Source organism: Gilliamella sp. wkB308, from assembly GCF_001690185.1.
Classification (GTDB): domain Bacteria; phylum Pseudomonadota; class Gammaproteobacteria; order Enterobacterales; family Orbaceae; genus Gilliamella; species Gilliamella apicola_I.
The window spans coordinates 523,484-541,336 of sequence record NZ_LZGN01000038.1 but is presented as its reverse complement, the minus strand read 5'-3'; the positions used below and the strand labels follow the sequence as shown (position 1 = coordinate 541,336).

The window sequence follows — 17,853 nt, the reverse complement described above, 5'->3', positions numbered from 1 at the left end:
AAAAAGTTAACTATGCAACCAATAGCAAATTAAGAAAAGATAAGCAACTCTCTTTTATCCAGACTTTTACTGTCGGCTTTGGAATTTCACCAAATCTGCTAGACCTTAATACCCATTAATCATCTTCAAATTCATTTCAAATCATTTCGCATAATAATCAAAATAATTTTAGCTATTCGAAATATTGACTGACTAAAATATTAAGCGCTCGTGGGCTATACCACCGGTGGGGACTTACACCCCGCCCTGAGAATTTTGTTAGTTAACTAACACTCGACACTATAATACAAAACCGAAGAAAAAACACGGAGATTTTAAAAAGAAAAAAATTGCCGCATAAAGCGGCAATATTGTATATAAAAGCGTTTAATGCATGCGTGTTTCACGCAATCGACGACGTTCAGACTTACGCATCCATAACCACGAAATAAATCCAATGATGCCAACAATTAACAAAATAATTGTGGCAAGTGCATTAACTTGAGGATCCACGCCTAAGCGAACTTTGGAGAAGATCAGTTTAGGTAATGTCATGGCGCCCGGGCCGGTCACAAAATTAGCAATAACCACATCGTCAAGTGATAATGTGAATGCTAGCAACCATCCAGACACTAATGCTGGCGCAATCATAGGTAAAGTAATCACAAAAAAGACTTTTAATGGATTTGCACCTAAATCTAATGCAGCTTCTTCAATAGATTTATCCAACTCTCGTAGCCGTGCGCTAATAACGACGGTGACATAAGCTGTACAAAATGTAGTATGTGCCATCCAAATCGTGATCGCTCCCCGATCTCTTGGCCAACCCAGTACCTGCCCCATTCCAACAAAGAGCAATAGCAAAGCTAAACCCGTTATCACATCAGGCATAACCAACGGTGCTGTTGTCATAAAAGAAAACAGATTTGACCCACGAAAACGCCTAAAACGGATAATGGCAAAAGCAGCTAATGTACCAAGTACAATCGCAAATGTTGCTGCACAAGCTGCGATAGTTAAACTTAAACCAACCGCCTTAAGTAAGGTTTGATTATGAATTAATTCAACATACCATTTGGTTGAAAATTCTGCCCAAACAGTCACCAAACGCGAACTATTAAATGAATAAACAATCAAAATAATCATTGGGATATATAAAAAAGAGAATACCGCCAATAATATAAGCCCTTTTAGACATCGGCAAGCTAACGCTAATGTAATAATTAACGTGACAATCAGGCTAAAAACAAAACAACCGACATATACACTGCCATTTGTAATAAGTTCAAATCCCGATGATGAAATTAACAGCGTTAATATAAAAGAACCGATCAACAATGATACAAAGACAATCAAAGCTGAACGTAGGATAATAGGTAAATTATTCATTTATTTACCTCCCATTTGTCGATTTTGGAATTTATTGAAATAGTAAATCGGTACAATCAATATTAACAACATCACCGATGCAACCGCTGAAGCAGCAGGCCAATCATGATTATTAAAGAACTCTGTCCATAATTGAGTACCTATCATGATTCCTTCTGACGGCCCCAATAATTCAGGAATCACATATTCACCAACGGCAGGAATAAAGACTAACATTCCCCCTGCAATTACCCCATTTTTTGTTAATGGTACAATGATTTGAAAGAAGGTCTTAATCGGTTTACAGCCTAAATCTAACGACGCTTCAATTAACGTTGAATCAACTTTGATTAACGATGTGTAAATCGGTAAAACGACAAACGGCAAATAAGAATAAACAATTCCTATATACACAGCGAAATACGTTTTCATAATGATTAACGGCTGATCGATAACACCTAACCACATTAAAAAATGATTCAAAAGCCCATTAGGATTTAAAATACCTATCCACGCATAAACTCGAATTAAAAAGGAGGTCCATGACGGTAAAATAATCAGTAGTAGCAAAATATTTCGCGTTGACGGTTTACATTGCGAAATAGCCCAAGCTAGTGGATAACCAATTAAAATACATAATAAAGTTGATATAGCCGCAATTTTTAATGATTGCAAATAAGAATCAAAATAGATGGTATCGCTCAATAAATTGAGATAATTACCAAAATTTAAGGTTATATTGAGCAATCCATCGTCAAAGCTAAATAAATCGGTATACGGCGGAACAGCGGATGCTATTTCGGAAAAACTGATTCTAAAAACAATTAAAAATGGTAATAAAAACAGTAGTAACATCCATAAATATGGAATTGCAATGACTGCTAAACGACCATAAAGCGTCATCAAATCTGTATCATCAGGCTGTTTTTTAATTTTCTTAATGGCAAAATAAATCGCAACTAAACCAGCGGGTATAAATAAAATACTACCAGCAATAATCATTCGATAAGCAAGTCTAGAAGGTTTATAATTTGCTAAAAATAAACCAAAACATGACATTAAAAAACTTAATACTAACCCAGAAAATAGTGCATCTAAAAATAAGTTATCAAATGCATCTGTGGTGACAAAACGCCAATAAACACAGAGCAAGACAAATGCATTTAATACTACACTCCAAAAAATGGAACGCATCGTTATATCCTCTTTTGTTTATTCGGTAAGTACCACACAGCTATCAACTTCCCAACTTAGGTTAACTATATCTCCCCAAGTAGGCATTCCTTTTCGATAACGGTGCTCATTTTGTAGTTGTGCAATAATAATTTGCCCACTTGATAACTTCACGTGATAAATTGATAAATCCCCTAAATAGGCAATTTCAACTACTTCACCTGTTGCAACGTTATAACCGTCTTCAGGAATGTCGTCACATAATTTGATTTTTTCCGGACGAAGCGCAACTTGAATTGGCACACCTTCAACCGCTGGCGAATCATAATCAACTTTTATTGGATGTTTAATCATTGGACAGCTAATAATCAATCCGTCTTCAAGTGTTTCTTGTAAAATGCCATCAAACACATTTACCGATCCAATAAACTCAGCACTGTAACGACTGTTTGGATGTTCATAAATTTCTTCAGGCTCACCAATTTGAACAAATTGACCTTTATTCATAATGGCAATACGACCAGCCATGGTCATGGCTTCTTCTTGATCATGGGTAACCATAACACAAGTTGCCCCTACTTGCTCTAAAATACTGACAACTTCAAGTTGCATACGATCACGAAGTTGCTTATCTAACGCCCCCATCGGTTCGTCAAGAAGCAATAATTTTGGACGTTTAGCTAAACTACGTGCTAACGCTACGCGTTGTCTTTGACCACCAGATAATTGATGTGGCTTACGTTTTCCAAATTGTTCCATATGCACCAGCGCAAGCATTTCTTCAACACGGTGTTTGATCTCTTTATTGTCTAATCTATCTTGCTTCAAACCAAAAGCAATATTTTGCTCAACCGTCATGTGAGGAAAGAGAGCATACGATTGAAACATCATATTGATTGGACGATTATAAGGCGGAACTTGCGACAAATCTTTACCATCTAAAATAATTTGCCCGGATGTAGGTTGTTCAAATCCTGCTAACATTCGTAATAGGGTCGATTTACCACTACCTGAAGCACCAAGCAAAGCAAAAATTTCACCGGTGTAGATAGTAAGATTAATATCATCAACAGCATAATAATCATCATTAAAAACTTTGGTTAAATTTTTGATCTCCAATAATGGCGTAACCATCTTTTTTTTAGGCTGAACCTGAATTGTTGTTTTATTATTCACTCTTTTTTCCTCATAACAACAAGCCATAAAAAACGAAACGGAAAGATTAAATCAATCTCTCCGTCTATAATAAATAACACTTAATAATCAATTATTTGTTAAAACTTTATCGACCAGTTTTAAGTTTGGTCCACGTACGAGTAATCACGCGTTCAAGTTTAGGTTCTTTAACTTTTAATGTAAACAATTTTTCCATGACTTCAGGTGATGGATAAACCGCAGGATCGTTTTTAATTTCCGGTTTAACAAAATTGTCATTTGCGACTTTATTGGCACTCGCAAAATTAACATCATTCGTCACTTGTGCAGCGATTTCTGGCTTCATGATAAAGTTTAAAAATTCATGGGCTTCATCAACATTAGCCGCATCTTTTGGAATCGCAAAAGTATCAAAAAAGACTAACGCCCCTTCTTTAGGTATTTGATAACCGATATGGACACCATTTTTAGCCTCATTTGCGCGATCTCGAGCTTGCAAAATATCGCCAGACCAACCTAAAATCACACAAATATCGCCATTAGCAAGATCGGTTATATATTGAGATGAATGAAAATAACGAATATTTGGTCTTACTTTTGCTAAAAGATCATAAGCCGCACCAGTATAATCTTTGGCATCAGTGCTATTAGGATCTTTACCTAAATATTGTAACGCACTGGCAAAAATTTCAGTAGGCGCATCTAAAAATGCAACACCACAATCTTTAAGTTTTTCCATGTTTTCAGGTTTAAAGACTAAATCCCAACTATTAACTGGGGCATCTTCACCTAAACGCTCTTTTACTTTATCGATATTATAACCGATACCCGTTGTCATCCAGACATAAGGAATAGCATAGGTATTATCTGGGTCATGGGTCGCCATTAGTTTCATTAAGTTAGGATCAAGATTTTTCCAATTCGGTAATTTACTTTTATCTAATGGAAGATAAATACCAGACTTAATCTGTCTTGCTAAAAAGCTATCAGAAGGTGAAACAACATCAAAGCCGGAATGCCCCGCCATGAGTTTTCCTTCAAGTGCTTCATTAGAGTCATAAACATCGTACACAAGTTTAATACCTGTTGATTTTTCAAAATCATTAATGGTTTCATGACCAATTTGACCTGCCCAATTATAAAAATGTACGACACGATCTTTAGCAATAGCAGATTGAGATAACGCTAGTGTGACACCAGCAAGAATTGAAAGAATTGTTTTACGTTGAGTAAACATGCTCACCACTTCTCCTCTAGTAATAGGGATATTACATGTTAAACACAAGCCCACTGAATCAAAACAATGGACCCCCAAATTTTACCAAAAAACCTGTTAAAAAACATAGTCTGGCGAAACCGAGGTAAGCAAGCAAATTATTTATTATTATCGTGATAAAAATAAATTGTTAGCTTTGCATTACGTGGCATAAAATACCTTTTTTTTCAAAGAAGTCCACATAAAATGTAAAATAACTTAAGATTTGAGATTGAGTGACGATATTTTGTTCACTCAACCCTTTTTAACGATACTAAAAATGGGTAACGCCAATGGTACCCTTTTCAATTTTATTCAGCTTTAGCAGGTAGAATTTTTGCATCGGGTTGCCAAACACGATATTTAATTTGGAAATCATTCGGTGCATAAATAACAATAGGTAAGCGGCTATTATAGTCTAACCAACCCAAATTATGATGAAGAGTAACAAACTGATTTTTATTAGAACCTGCCGGGCAAGCCATCATGGTTGATAGAACACCGTTACCTGCTTCTACAACGTAATAAGAATAACCCCAACCTTTTAATTCTTCCTCTTTAACTGTCCCTGCCAAACGTTGAGAATTACAATCAACATTCATTTCTTTACCAATTAGTAATTCGATACGAGCATTATTCTCATCAGGCAATGCAGGAAGATTAATCGCAAAACGGGTGTAACCAGCTTTCGCTTCAGGATAAGGCGCAATGTCATTCACATTTTGCACTGTTTCTGGCAATTTAGTTTTTTCAGCACAAGCAAATAAAGATACGCCCATTAAGGCTACCAATATTATTTTTTTCATTTTTTTGTCTCCTGTAAAAATAGGTTCATTAATATTGCATGATATGCTTTTTAAATGATAATGCGTATAATAGCATTATATTTATTATTTACTATGGTTATAAAATGCCTAAAGAAAAAAATACTAATGATTTATTAAAATTAATTCTTAATCTGCTATTAATTGGATTATTTATCATCATTACTTATCGGATTGTTGAACCTTTTTTGTTTGGATTCTTCTGGGCGGTCATGGTCGTGATTGCAACTTGGCCACTTATGATTAAAATCCAAAATAAACTTTTCAATAAACGGTGGTTATCTTTGTTGGTTATGGCTTTAATTTTAGCCTTTGTTTGTGTCATTCCTTTTCTTCTCATTATTAGTAGTGTAGCACAAAATGGACACTATCTGATTGAATGGGCAAAATCACTATCTCATCACGAGTTACCCACTCTTGATTGGCTAAATAGCATCCCAATGTTTGGTGAAGAATTACATCAAAAATGGTTAGAGCTGATCAAAACCGATGGTTCAGATTTAATTAGCAATGTTCAACCCTATATTGGCACCATGATTAAATGGTTGATCGAGCAAGTAACTAATTTAGGTATTTTCATTTTCCATGCTGGTGTCATGATCATCTTTAGCCTGTTACTTTTCTTAAAAGGTGAAAGTATTACTAAATATGTTTATGTATTTGCGAATCGACTCTCTAAACAATATGGCGAAACGACCGTCACTCTAGCAGGTCAATCAATTCGTGCAGTCGCATTAGGCGTAGTGGTAACCGCCATTACTTTAGCCTTAATTGGTGGTTTAAGCTTTGTGTTAACGAATATGCCGTTAGCGGGTCTATTAACTTTAGTACTATTTATATGTTGTGTTGCCCAAATTGGGCCAGTTGTCGTGATGTTAGGTTGCATTATTTGGCAATTTTGGAGTGGTCATACCGCTTCAGGTATTATCTTAATTGTCGTCGCAGTAATACTGACGACACTTGATAGTGTTATGCGTGCTTATTTAATCAAAAAAGGGGCTGATTTACCTTTTTTACTTATTCTATTTGGTGTTATTGGTGGATTACTCGGATTTGGTATTATGGGATTATTCATCGGGCCAATCGTATTAGCCTTAACCTATAAAATTATTCAGACATGGGTTGATGAACAATCTTAAACAATTTATTATCATCCCGAAAATAAGGTTTTATAACGTTGTGACTAAACACATTAACAAATGTTGTATAAAAAGGAGAATTATTTTCTGATATAATTCGTAATACTCAACGATATGCGTCAGTTAAAATGATATAGAAATCATGCGAATACCATTTATAAAATATAATCACCAAAAACAGCTTGATGAATTAGCAAAAATTTCTCAACATGCCGATCAATACCGTATCATATATAATCCTACAGACTATCGGCTTGCTTTGCTTGATGCAATTAAAAATGCCAAAGAACGCATCTATATTGTTGCGTTATATTTAGAGCAAGATGAAGCAGGAAAAGAATTTCTTAAAGAATTATATAATGTTAAGCGACAAAAACCCAATTTAGACATAAAAATCTTTGTCGATTGGCATCGAGCACAACGCGGTAGGATTGGTGAAGACAAAAGTCAAACTAATGCAAAATATTATTACCAATTAAAACAAGAAAATCCTCAAGTTGATATTCCTATTTATGGTGTCCCCGTTAATCGCCGTGAAGTGCTTGGCGTTCTTCACCTGAAAGGGTTTATTATCGATGATACCGTGATTTATAGCGGTGCAAGTATAAATAACGTCTATTTACATAAGCTGGATAAATATCGCTACGATCGCTACCACTTTATTACCAATAAAGTACTCGCCGATAGCATGGTGAATTATATTGATGACAACTTTTTACCTTTTAGCGGATTACAACGGCTGGACTGTGAAAACCATAAAACCAGAAAACAGCTAAAAGCTGAGATTAAAGCCCTTCGTCAACATTTAATGAATGCAAAATATCATTATACGGGCGATGCCGATAATCAATCCCTTTCTGTATCCCCTATTTCAGGTTTAGGTCGTAATAACCCATTAAATAGAACGATACATCATCTGATTAATATTACTCAGCAAAAAATTATCTTTTGTACCCCTTATTTCAACTTACCTAATATTTTAGTTCGTGACATTATTCGCTTACTCCGGAAAGGTAAACAAGTAGAAATTATAATCGGTGACAAAATCGCCAATGATTTTTATATTCCAGAAGATAAACCTTTCAATATTTCAGGTGGATTACCTTATTTATATGAAATTAATTTAAGAAAATTTATCGAACGCCTGCAACCTTTTATTGATAAAGAACAACTTATTATTCGATTATGGAAAGATGGCGAACAAACTTATCATCTTAAAGGTATTTGGGTCGATAAAAAATGGGTATTAATTACGGGTAATAATCTTAACCCAAGGGCATGGCGATTAGATCTTGAAAATGGTATTTTAATTCATGATCCTAAACAAGAATTGCAAGATCAGTTTGATAAAGAACTTGACACAATCCGAGAAAAAACCACATTGGTGACACATTTTCAACAGATTCAAGCCAGCCAGTTTTACCCACCTCACGTACATAAGTTAATTAAAAGATTAACCCGCATACGTGTTGATCGAATTATAAAACGCTTATTATAAAGAGAATAAGCTATAAGAAGTAAGTAAAACATCAACTAAAATAAGCTATAAAGAGTAAAATTTATAAATCATTTAAAAAATAACAATAAATGATGTTAGTTAAATTTAATCTTTATAGCTTTAAAGGTTTGACGAGATAATCACCATCAGTTTCTATTTTGTTGCAAGCTTAACACTGTTCTGGCATTTGAAACACTCGTTGCAATGATATCAATGACGCCAGATCGTAATGCGCCAAGTATAGCTGTCGCTTTAGTATTTTCAAATAACACATGTAATATTGCGTAATTCCTCAATACTTAGACCAATGACACGATCGTTCATGGCAGTATCGACAGGCACTCCATTAATATCAAAAAAGCCGTAACCGGCAGGCAAATGCGAAACGCTAGCAAACCATGTTGTGCAGATCGTAAACTCCGATTTTGTATACCTAGATGATGAATTTATCGAAAACCTAGATGAAACATTTATCCAGCAGGTGGATATGTTAGAAAGCGCGGCATTGCCCAACAAATTTAGGTCTATCGGATTAATCAAGAACTGGATCACAGCGGGTGAAACCCGGGTACATTTAGAACTACAACATGGCAACCCTGTACTCGGGTTTAAAATGGTTATGGGCAGACAAGGCTGACGCGGTGCTGAAAAAAATTAAACTGGAACGTAAAACATTTTTAAACGATAGGGATGTGAAAGCGGATATCGAGGGGTACGCGCGCAACCTCTTCATTAACGCCAACAACACCCATCCGTATGTCATCGACAGAGATGAAACACAGCTAAACCCCGACGGCATCAGCATTTATGTGGGTTGTTGCGTTTATGCGTTTGTTGATATTTGGGCAATGGACAACAAATTCGAAAAACAGGTCTGCGCCTCGCTATCTGGTGTCCAATTCTACAAAGACGGGCATACGTTCACCAGTAGCGGTGTCGCATCAGCTGATAATTTCGATGATCTGTCCGTCGATAACGAAGAAGAGTTGAGCGTGTAGTACTACAAAAACCCTCTATTGAGGGTTTTACATTAAAAACAGCTTAAATTATTTCTTTTTTCGAAAAATCGGAAAAGCTTTTAAACCGTAATCTTTTGCATATATCACTTTACCATTTCGTAACGTAATAGATGCGACGAAACCTGTTTTTTCTTTTTTATTAGACATAACTTAGTCTCTCAATCTAAGAAGATAGCCGATGCTCTTGCTTATCAGGGAAAAGTAAGTTATCATCAATTTGCGTTAGGGTAGCTCACTTTCTATACGGTGATCGGGGTAACCTTAATATTCAGTGGTGGTACACTGAACCCTTTAAGGCTCTTAATTGAGCCTTAATCCTTTATAACTGCATAAGATTTAATAATCCTAGTAATTTTTTCAGCTTCATCCTCTGTTAAATCTAATGGTAAATTGCCAATATTTAAAATTAAACCTTCTCTAAGAGGGATTGGCAATGCAAAGGTATTATGCCTGTTTAGCGCCTGCGTTACTAAATTCGTAGAATTGGCTACTTTATTTTTTGGCAATTTTGACAGTTTTGAAAGGTTTCCATTTTTATAACCATCAAATTTTGAAAGTGCGCTCCTAAACCTAGTTTTGTAACCTGCTGCTGCGCTATCTGATATATTTTCGTTTTTTGCAAAAATATCAACAATACTATCAATACTCCAAGATGTATAAGGTATACTTTCGGGAATATACCCCTTAACTCTATTTAACACAACTCTTAAGTTATTAGCAGTAGTAAGACTGATTACATCTAAAGAAGGCAAAGTATTTACAATGAAATCTATAAATTCATTTTTATCATTCATAATAGGAATTCCTGATCATTGATCACATATTCATCAATTAAATCGATTTTAGCACAAAGAATCGCAAACGCAAACATTTTAACAAAAAGAAACGCAAAATAACGCAAAATAACGCTTTCATACATTTCAAAAAGCGTTTTGATACTTTTGAGTGTACTTTACAAATATTTTGAGGGCGCTTAACTGTGTACTTTTGACAAAAATTTTATCGGGTTGTAACGAGGTTGCGAAAACCCTTGTTGATAATGCCAAACTAGTATTAGATGCGGTAAAACTGAAAGACAACTGCGTTATAAATGCGGTTCTGGACGTAATAGGAATTGAATCAAAATGAGATACACTGTCAAGTAACTAGAATTTTGTGATACGCCAAGAAAAGAGCTAACTGATTTATTTAATAAAACATTCGGTACAAATCAAAGTAAATCCGCTATTCATGGCATGTTTAAACATAACGGTTGGCTGATGAATAAAGAATACTGGCATTTCAATAAGGGGGTTTGCCATTTAATAAAGGTCTAAAAGGTCATACGGGACCAAATAAGACATCATTTAAAACGGGGGGATATCCTACATAATTATCGCCCTGTTGGTTCTGAACGTATTTCAAAAAATGGATATATTCAGGTAAATGTACGAAACCCCAAAACATGGAAATTAAAATATGTATTGAATTGGGAATCAGTATACGGGGTTGTAACGAAAAATCACTGTATTGTGTTTATTGATAGTGATAGACAAAACTGTAACATAGAAAACCTACAGCTAATAACCAGAAATGAAAATGTCTGATTCAATCAAAATAATTATTCGCCCTACCCTGTAGAACTACGCCCAGCATTAAGAGCAATAACGAAACTGGATTTAGCAACCAAGCAAACCTGCACGCAAGAAAAATAACATTACCCATAAAGATACGTAATGAACATAATTAATAAATTTGTTATTGATGTGTGTTGTGGCTCTCGTATGTCCTATTTTGATAAACAAGATAATCGTATATTGTTTTGTGATTAAAGAAAAGAGAGCCACATTTTATGTGATGGATGAGCATTAGAAATTAAGCCTGATGTTCAGTTGGATTTTACAAAATTGCCATTCCCAGCCGAAACATTTTATTTTTTTTGTTTCGACCCTCCACATTTAATTAAATGTCGGACAAGAAAGTTGGTTAGAAAAAATATGGACAATTTAATACATCAACGAGGCAAGATGATTTAAGGCAGGATTTACTAAATGTTTCCGCAAACTCAAAACAAATGGCGCATTGGTTTTTAAATGGAATGAAACAGATATACCGGTTAAAGATAATTTATCACTAACCGAACGCTAACCGCTTTTTGGACACATTAGCGGTAAACGCTCCAATACGCATTGGATTTCATTTATTAAATATTAGGACACGAGAAAGCCAAAAGATTATACAATTGAAGACCCAAGATACAACAGAATGCAAGTTTGTGAGTATATGGGGGGTTAGATCTAACTACGTTAGACAAATGGATCGCTGCGGGAAAATTCCAAAAACCCGATTTATATTTAGGCAGACATCCGCGTTGGAAATTGTCTACCGTTAATGCGTATCTTGCTCAAAAAGAACAAGACCACCAATCATGCAGTTAAACTATCTATATAGTCCGCATAGCACTGCATCATCTCACGCCTACTTTCCAAATATTGTGCGTGGTTATAAATGCCACGCACAGTGTACTCCTCGTGATTTAATTGTTTTTCTATCTAATCACGATTAAATCCCCACTCATTTAATACACTGGAAAATTGATGCCTAAACCCATGCCCGGTTGCATGTTTGACAAAACCTAAACATTTTATCAACCCTTAAATGGTCCCATTGGACATAGGTTCCTGGTTATTATTTAGCCTGGGAAAAATAAAATCACTTTTATCAGTAATAGGGTGTAAAAATCATAGGATATTAATAGCCTGTTTTGACGAAGGAACTATGTGCGCCCTGTCCTTTTTTATCAATTCCTCAGGTAGTAAAATGTAACGTTTTTCAAAGTTGACATAATCCCATTTACACCTAAACAATTTTACCGTTCGTACCTCTGTTAATATCAATAATTCGGTTGCGTACCGTACAAGTATATTGCCCAAGTAGGTTTGCAAGGCTTTCATAAACTCCCGCATATCGTCCTCAATTAAAAATGCGTAATTTTCAGGTGTCCGTGTCACCATTGCTTTTGACAGTTCTCGAGCAGGATCATTCTCCGCCTGTTCAGTAACAATTGCATATTGGAAAACCTCAGTACACCTTTTCCTCATCTTTTTAGCAACCTTTAATGTCCCTCGATTTTCATTCTGTTTCAAATAATTTAGCATTTCAATAGGTTTTATTTGCGAAATTTCCATATCACCGATATACGGAAATATATCTTTTTCAAAATAGGTAATTATGCCTTTTCTGGTGTTTAGCGACCAACTTCTTTTTTTGTTTTCAAACCATTCCAAAGCTATTGTACTGAACGTGTTACCCTGCGCCATGTTTGAGAGCAAGGTTTTCTTTTTGCGTTCGATAGATGGGTCACGTTCGTGCGCCAATAATAGTTTAGCTATATCTTTTTCATTGCGAGCATCGGATAAACTGATATACGGATATTTATCTATGGTTAAGGTTTTTCGTTTGCCGTTGAATTGATAATCATATCTCCAAGATTTGGTTTCTGCTGGGGTAATGTACAGGTACAGTCTTTCATAATCGGGTAGATTGTAGGCTTTATCTTTTTTAGGTTTTGCGGACTCAATAGCCCTAATTATTAGCATGATTTACGGTATTTTTAGTTAAGACATTAAAAATACCGTTAATAGATTGTCGTTGTCAATCGTTTACGGTCGTATTGGGTCGTGTCCAAAATTCTAAAAAGCAAGTATGAATAGGTTTTTAATCGTGATCGGTCGTTGTGAGTCGTTGATGAAATATCGACCCCAGCAGGAATCGAACCTGCAACTAGCCCTTAGGAGGGGCTCGTTATATCCATTTAACTATGAGGTCATCGGGGGCGCCCATTTTAATAAATTTAAAAAAATAATACCATTTAAATAATGAAAAATTTTGTATTATGTGTAAACATGATACAATTAAAAAATCAATAACCTGAATTTTGTTTAGTTGAAAATCCTATGAAAAAAAGAATAATTGGTATGCTGTTCTCTGTTATGGCGCTAACAAGTTGCGCTTCATATGATCCTGAAAGCAATTCATACAGTGATCCTTTATCTGGATTCAATAAAGCAATGTTTAATGTTAACTATTATGCATTAGATCCGTATGTTTTGCGTCCAGCGGCTGTCGTTTGGAAAGATTATGTACCAACACCAATTCGTAAAGGTGTCGTGAACTTTTCTTCAAACCTTTCTGAACCTGCTTCAATGGTGAATAATCTTTTACAAGGAAATGTCCACCAAGCCGGAAAACACTTAGCACGATTCTTTTTAAACACTGTTTTTGGTGTTGCAGGGTTATTTGATGTGGCAAGTTTAGCCGATCCACAATTACAAAAGGGCAATAGGCATACTTTTGGTGATGTGCTTGGTCACTACGAAGTACCTTATGGTCCCTATGTGGTTTTACCATTCTATGGTTCAGCAACGCTTAGAGAGGAAGGCGGTGCTTTAGTTGATACACTTTATCCACCTTTAGCTTGGTTAAATTGGAAATGGGCATTAGTACGAGGTGTGTTCGACGGTATTGAGGCTCGTGCGGTAGCAATTGAATACGAAGATCTGATTAAAAACAGTGACGATCCTTATAACTTTATGCGTAATGCTTATTTCCAACGTAATGATTTTATTGCTTCTGGCGGTAAAGTCGATGAAAAGAAACAGCAACAACGCGAAGAAAGCATCAATAGCTTTATTAATGATATCGATTCACAATAATTTGTTATATCATGATTTATAAAAAAACCGCTACTTCAAAAGCGGTTTTTTATTTGCCTTTCATTTCAGGTAAATTGTGCCAAAAGCGTTTTGGCATCTGTTGACGTTGTAATTTAGGATTTTCTCTTTCTTTGATAGATAAGGCATTAAAGTAACGATGCCATAGGGTTTGAAATAGTTGTTCATCTTTCGTTAAATAGCGTTGATTGACTTTGTTATCTACGATCAACTCCTCATGATCAACAAGTGAAATTTTTTCAAGTTTGTCGAGATCATAAAAGTAGCCATATTTACGTTTTTCATCATAAATCGCCCATTTCTGATCGGCATAACGATCTTTAAAAAAATCTAAGACTAAAGGCAATGCGTTATAGATGGGAGCAATCACCGAAAAATAGATCTTTTCATTTTGTCCGTCATTCGTGTTATCAATTGGATTTTCAATAGTATTGAAACGAACAAATTGCATTAAATGATGCCGTTCCCGACTCACTTTTTTAGCTATGTCATGAACGGTTAGTACATCAGGATCACCAAAATCTGTTTCTATCGCATGCTTTGATTTGAAAACTTTACAGATATAACGAAAAATAACTAAATCACTTTCTGGTAATTCAGAAAGCCACACATACTTTAATTGATTAAGCGCAACGTGAGATAACTTTTTGTTCAAAGCTACTTGCACCCGTTCATATTTGCTATTACGTACTTCCACATAATGCGTATCGGATACTAACAAAGGCACAAGTTCATTATGCGCCAACAAACAATCGGGCATCTTTTTTTGCTCAAACGCATCAAACACTGCGCATAGCAATCCTTCAAAACTTTTATCATATTGAAAAGCTAACATGATTTACCAACCCATGACTAATTGCTGAGGAATATTGTCATTTTTGACTTCAAGCAACGGTTTTTCTTGCAAGGAAAGCCGAATATACTCTTCGGAGGAGTCTAATAATTTAAATTTTCGCATTTCATGGCAAATAATAAAAAATTGGGCTCTTTTTAGAACAACGCCTATTCGTTTTAAGGCTTCTAAATTTAGTTTACGGTGTCGCCTTGCTAAAACTATTAATTTTGCCGATTTAACACCAATACCCGGTACCCGTAAAATTTTTTGATAACTATCACGGTTTATATCAACTGGAAAAAATTGGGGATTTCGAATAGCCCACGCTAGTTTAGGGTCGACAGTTAAATCAAGATCAGGATATTGATCATTGACAATTTCATCAACACTAAAATCGTAGAATCGTAATAACCAATCGGCTTGATAAAGGCGATTTTCACGCACTCTTGGGACTTCTTGCAATATGGGTAATCTTTTATCGTAACCATTAACAGGAATAAACCCTGAATAATAAACACGTTTCATACTTGGTCGTTTATAAAGCTTAGCCGTTAGTTGTAAAATCTGGCTGTCTGTCTCATCTGTTGCCCCGATAATGACTTGAGTGCTCTGCCCTGCTGGGACAAATTTTGGCGTAGACTTAATTTTTTTTCGATCTTCAATATTTTCAAGTAAGTTTTGATGAATATGGCGCATCGGCTGATAAATGCTTTTATGATCTTTATCGGGCGCTAATAACTTAAGATTTTTTTCTGTCGGGATCTCTAAGTTAACACTCATTCGATCAACCAACAAACCAGCCTGAACAATAAGATCATTACTGGCACCAGGGATGGCTTTCATGTGGATATAACCATTAAACCCATGCTCATTGCGCAATATTTTTACTACTCTAATCATTTTTTCCATCGTGTGATCAGGGCTTCTGACGATGCCAGAACTTAAGAAAAGTCCTTCAATATAGTTGCGACGATAAAATTCAATGGTTAAATCGGCTAATTCTTTGGGTGTAAATCCTGCTCTGGGGATATCATTACTTTGGCGATTTATACAATATGCACAATCAAACATGCAATAGTTGGTTAACATGATTTTTAGCAAGGAGACACAACGGCCATCAGCAGTGAATGAATGACAAATCCCACAACGATGAGCACTGCCAATCCCTTTATTTTTATTAGTTCGAGATGAGCCGCTTGAAGCACAAGAAATATCATACTTTGCTGATTCAGCTAATATTTCAAGCTTTGATATCATCTTTTCATTCATTGCCAACCCCTTGATACTGTATAAAAAAACAGTATTATACTAATCACTTATCAATTAGCAAGTAAATAAACAATCAGAAAAGTGTAATTTTAGGTATTTAACAAAGGAAGAGATGTATTGTTAATACAAAATAATAATTAATATAATTTAAAAGATAATTGCAATATTTTTTCGTTCGAAATTACTTGATTTAATATTATAAATAAAATAGCTTCGTTAGGTATTGTTCAGCTTACAAGTGTACGCTATAATCACATCAATTTTTCTTATGAAGCCAGTTAATTTAGGAGCAGAATATTACATGAAACGAGTTGTTATTACCGGATTAGGTATTCTTTCAAGTATTGGGAACAATACTAAAGAGGTTTTAGAATCATTAAAAGTGGGTCGTAGCGGAATCACTTTTTCTCAAGAAATGAAAGATAGCGGAATGCGAAGCCATGTTTGCGGTAATGTTAAATTAGATACTACAGGGCTTATCGATCGCAAAATCGTGCGCTTTATGAATGATGCTTCTATCTATGGTTATCTTGCTCTACAACAAGCTATTGACGATGCAAAATTGACTCCTGAACAAGTCTCAAATCCTCGAACTGGTTTAATTGCTGGCTATGGTGGCTCAACCAAAACTCAATATAACGTCGTTGCCGGTATGAAAGAAAAGGGGTTACGTGGCGTGGGGCCTTACGCAGTGACAAAATCAATGTCGTCAGCAATTTCAGCTTGTTTAGCAACACCTTTTAAAATCAAAGGGATTAGCTATTCTATGACGTCAGCTTGTGCAACGTCTGTACACTGTATTGGTCATGCTGCTGAGCTGATTCAACTCGGTAAACAAGATATTGTTTTTGCCGGTGGTGGTGAAGAACTTTGTTGGGAAATGTCATGTGAATTTGATGCAATGGGTGCGTTATCAACTAAATATAATGATACACCTGAAAAAGCATCTCGTGCTTATGATGCTAACCGTGATGGATTTGTGATTGCCGGTGGTGCCGGTATGGTCGTAGTTGAAGAGTTAGAGCATGCGCTTGCTCGTGGTGCCCATATTTATGGTGAACTGGTTGGTTATGCTGCTACATCTGACGGTTATGACATGGTAGCCCCATCTGGTGAAGGTGCAATGCGTTGTATGCAACTTGCGATCCAAGATTTAGATGTGCCTGTTGATTATATCAATACACACGGTACATCAACTCCTGTTGGTGACGTTAAAGAGCTATGGGCTATCAAGCAAGTATTTGGTGATAATATCCCTGCGATTTCATCCACTAAATCAATGACAGGTCACTCATTGAGTGCGACAGGTGCACAAGAATTAATTTATTCATTATTAATGTTAGAGCATGGCTTTATAACGCCAAGTATTAACATCGATGAACTGGATGAAGCCGCTATTGGCATGAACATTATTACTGAACCAACCGAGCGTGAATTAACGACAGTCATGTCAAATAGCTTTGGATTTGGTGGGACTAATGCTTCAATTGTCATGAAAAAATATAAAGCTTAGTCTAGCGTTTTAGTTAAATAAAAACCGTTCTCTTTGGAACGGTTTTTTTATTCATAAACAAAAATATCGCCAACATTCATTTTATCATCACCCTATTTTCATCGGTTAACTAAT

General features: G+C 35.6%; 14 protein-coding genes, 1 tRNA gene, 3 pseudogenes and 1 riboswitch. Of the genes and pseudogenes, 7 read left to right on the top strand and 11 right to left on the bottom strand.

Annotated features, from left to right (window positions below; translation table 11 throughout):
- Positions 1 to 42 precede the first annotated feature (42 nt).
- A riboswitch (FMN riboswitch) is annotated at positions 43 to 258 on the bottom strand.
- A 108-nt stretch (positions 259 to 366) separates the two neighbouring features.
- The 5 genes and pseudogenes from A9G10_RS10320 to eco all read right to left on the bottom strand — a co-directional run bounded on the left by A9G10_RS10320 (position 367) and on the right by eco (position 5,736).
- Complete coding sequence (locus A9G10_RS10320; protein ID WP_081299190.1) at positions 367 to 1,125, bottom strand: ABC transporter permease subunit; 759 nt, start codon at positions 1,123 to 1,125, stop codon at positions 367 to 369.
- A gap of 243 nt (positions 1,126 to 1,368) precedes the next feature.
- Positions 1,369 to 2,238, bottom strand: a pseudogene (potH, locus tag A9G10_RS10315) (putrescine ABC transporter permease PotH); the annotation flags it as partial.
- A 321-nt stretch (positions 2,239 to 2,559) separates the two neighbouring features.
- On the bottom strand, positions 2,560 to 3,654 hold the full coding sequence (gene potG, locus A9G10_RS10310) for a putrescine ABC transporter ATP-binding subunit PotG (protein ID WP_065559507.1): 1,095 nt from the start codon (positions 3,652 to 3,654) through the stop codon (positions 2,560 to 2,562).
- Between the two features lie 148 nt (positions 3,655 to 3,802).
- Positions 3,803 to 4,912, bottom strand: a complete 1,110-nt coding sequence (locus A9G10_RS10305) for an extracellular solute-binding protein (protein ID WP_065559442.1) — start codon at positions 4,910 to 4,912, stop codon at positions 3,803 to 3,805.
- A 329-nt stretch (positions 4,913 to 5,241) separates the two neighbouring features.
- Entirely contained in the window at positions 5,242 to 5,736 is a 495-nt protein-coding gene (gene eco / locus A9G10_RS10300) for a serine protease inhibitor ecotin (protein WP_065559441.1), read from the bottom strand.
- A gap of 104 nt (positions 5,737 to 5,840) precedes the next feature.
- On the opposite strand from eco, the gene ydiK reads away from it, so the two are divergent.
- Positions 5,841 to 6,893, top strand: a complete 1,053-nt coding sequence (gene ydiK / locus A9G10_RS10295; protein ID WP_065559506.1) for an AI-2E family transporter YdiK — start codon at positions 5,841 to 5,843, stop codon at positions 6,891 to 6,893.
- Between the two features lie 142 nt (positions 6,894 to 7,035).
- Positions 7,036 to 8,391 carry a CDP-diacylglycerol--serine O-phosphatidyltransferase gene (gene pssA / locus A9G10_RS10290; RefSeq protein WP_065559440.1) on the top strand — a complete coding sequence of 452 codons (1,356 nt, stop codon included), beginning with the start codon at positions 7,036 to 7,038 and terminating at the stop codon, positions 8,389 to 8,391.
- Positions 8,392 to 8,537: 146 nt separating this feature from the next.
- Here pssA and A9G10_RS12900 read toward each other — a convergent pair.
- Positions 8,538 to 8,763 (bottom strand): annotated as a pseudogene (locus tag A9G10_RS12900) (sugar-binding domain-containing protein); the annotation flags it as partial.
- A gap of 215 nt (positions 8,764 to 8,978) precedes the next feature.
- On the opposite strand from A9G10_RS12900, the gene A9G10_RS10280 reads away from it, so the two are divergent.
- Complete coding sequence (locus A9G10_RS10280) at positions 8,979 to 9,389, top strand: ssDNA-binding protein (RefSeq protein WP_081299184.1); 411 nt, start codon at positions 8,979 to 8,981, stop codon at positions 9,387 to 9,389.
- Positions 9,390 to 9,721: 332 nt separating this feature from the next.
- Here the strand turns inward: A9G10_RS10280 and A9G10_RS10275 are convergent, their stop codons facing one another.
- The gene (locus A9G10_RS10275) at positions 9,722 to 10,204 is read right to left on the bottom strand and encodes a hypothetical protein (RefSeq protein ID WP_065559437.1); all 483 of its coding nucleotides are present in this window, start codon (positions 10,202 to 10,204) and stop codon (positions 9,722 to 9,724) included.
- A gap of 669 nt (positions 10,205 to 10,873) precedes the next feature.
- On the opposite strand from A9G10_RS10275, the gene A9G10_RS13040 reads away from it, so the two are divergent.
- Together A9G10_RS13040 and A9G10_RS13035 are read left to right on the top strand one after the other, a co-directional pair.
- Positions 10,874 to 10,996 carry an HNH endonuclease gene (locus tag A9G10_RS13040; RefSeq protein ID WP_179855831.1) on the top strand — a complete coding sequence of 41 codons (123 nt, stop codon included), beginning with the start codon at positions 10,874 to 10,876 and terminating at the stop codon, positions 10,994 to 10,996.
- A 129-nt stretch (positions 10,997 to 11,125) separates the two neighbouring features.
- A pseudogene (locus A9G10_RS13035) lies at positions 11,126 to 11,603 on the top strand (SAM-dependent methyltransferase).
- 527 nt (positions 11,604 to 12,130) lie between these two features.
- Here A9G10_RS13035 and A9G10_RS12890 read toward each other — a convergent pair.
- Together A9G10_RS12890 and A9G10_RS10265 are read right to left on the bottom strand one after the other, a co-directional pair.
- Positions 12,131 to 12,988, bottom strand: coding sequence for a tyrosine-type recombinase/integrase (locus A9G10_RS12890; protein ID WP_143425999.1), 858 nt, complete (start codon positions 12,986 to 12,988; stop codon positions 12,131 to 12,133).
- Between the two features lie 157 nt (positions 12,989 to 13,145).
- A tRNA-Arg gene (locus A9G10_RS10265) sits at positions 13,146 to 13,217 on the bottom strand.
- A gap of 128 nt (positions 13,218 to 13,345) precedes the next feature.
- On the opposite strand from A9G10_RS10265, the gene A9G10_RS10260 reads away from it, so the two are divergent.
- On the top strand, positions 13,346 to 14,104 hold the full coding sequence (locus A9G10_RS10260; protein WP_065559436.1) for an MlaA family lipoprotein: 759 nt from the start codon (positions 13,346 to 13,348) through the stop codon (positions 14,102 to 14,104).
- A gap of 49 nt (positions 14,105 to 14,153) precedes the next feature.
- Here the strand turns inward: A9G10_RS10260 and A9G10_RS10255 are convergent, their stop codons facing one another.
- Both A9G10_RS10255 and A9G10_RS10250 read right to left on the bottom strand, forming a co-directional pair.
- Positions 14,154 to 14,957, bottom strand: a complete 804-nt coding sequence (locus A9G10_RS10255; RefSeq protein WP_065559435.1) for a TIGR03915 family putative DNA repair protein — start codon at positions 14,955 to 14,957, stop codon at positions 14,154 to 14,156.
- A gap of 3 nt (positions 14,958 to 14,960) precedes the next feature.
- Positions 14,961 to 16,226: a putative DNA modification/repair radical SAM protein gene (locus tag A9G10_RS10250; protein WP_065559434.1), complete on the bottom strand. Its 1,266-nt coding sequence runs from the start codon at positions 16,224 to 16,226 to the stop codon at positions 14,961 to 14,963.
- Positions 16,227 to 16,527: 301 nt separating this feature from the next.
- Between A9G10_RS10250 and fabB the strand changes: the two genes are divergently transcribed.
- Positions 16,528 to 17,739, top strand: coding sequence for a beta-ketoacyl-ACP synthase I (fabB, locus tag A9G10_RS10245; protein ID WP_065559433.1), 1,212 nt, complete (start codon positions 16,528 to 16,530; stop codon positions 17,737 to 17,739).
- Positions 17,740 to 17,853 lie beyond the last annotated feature (114 nt).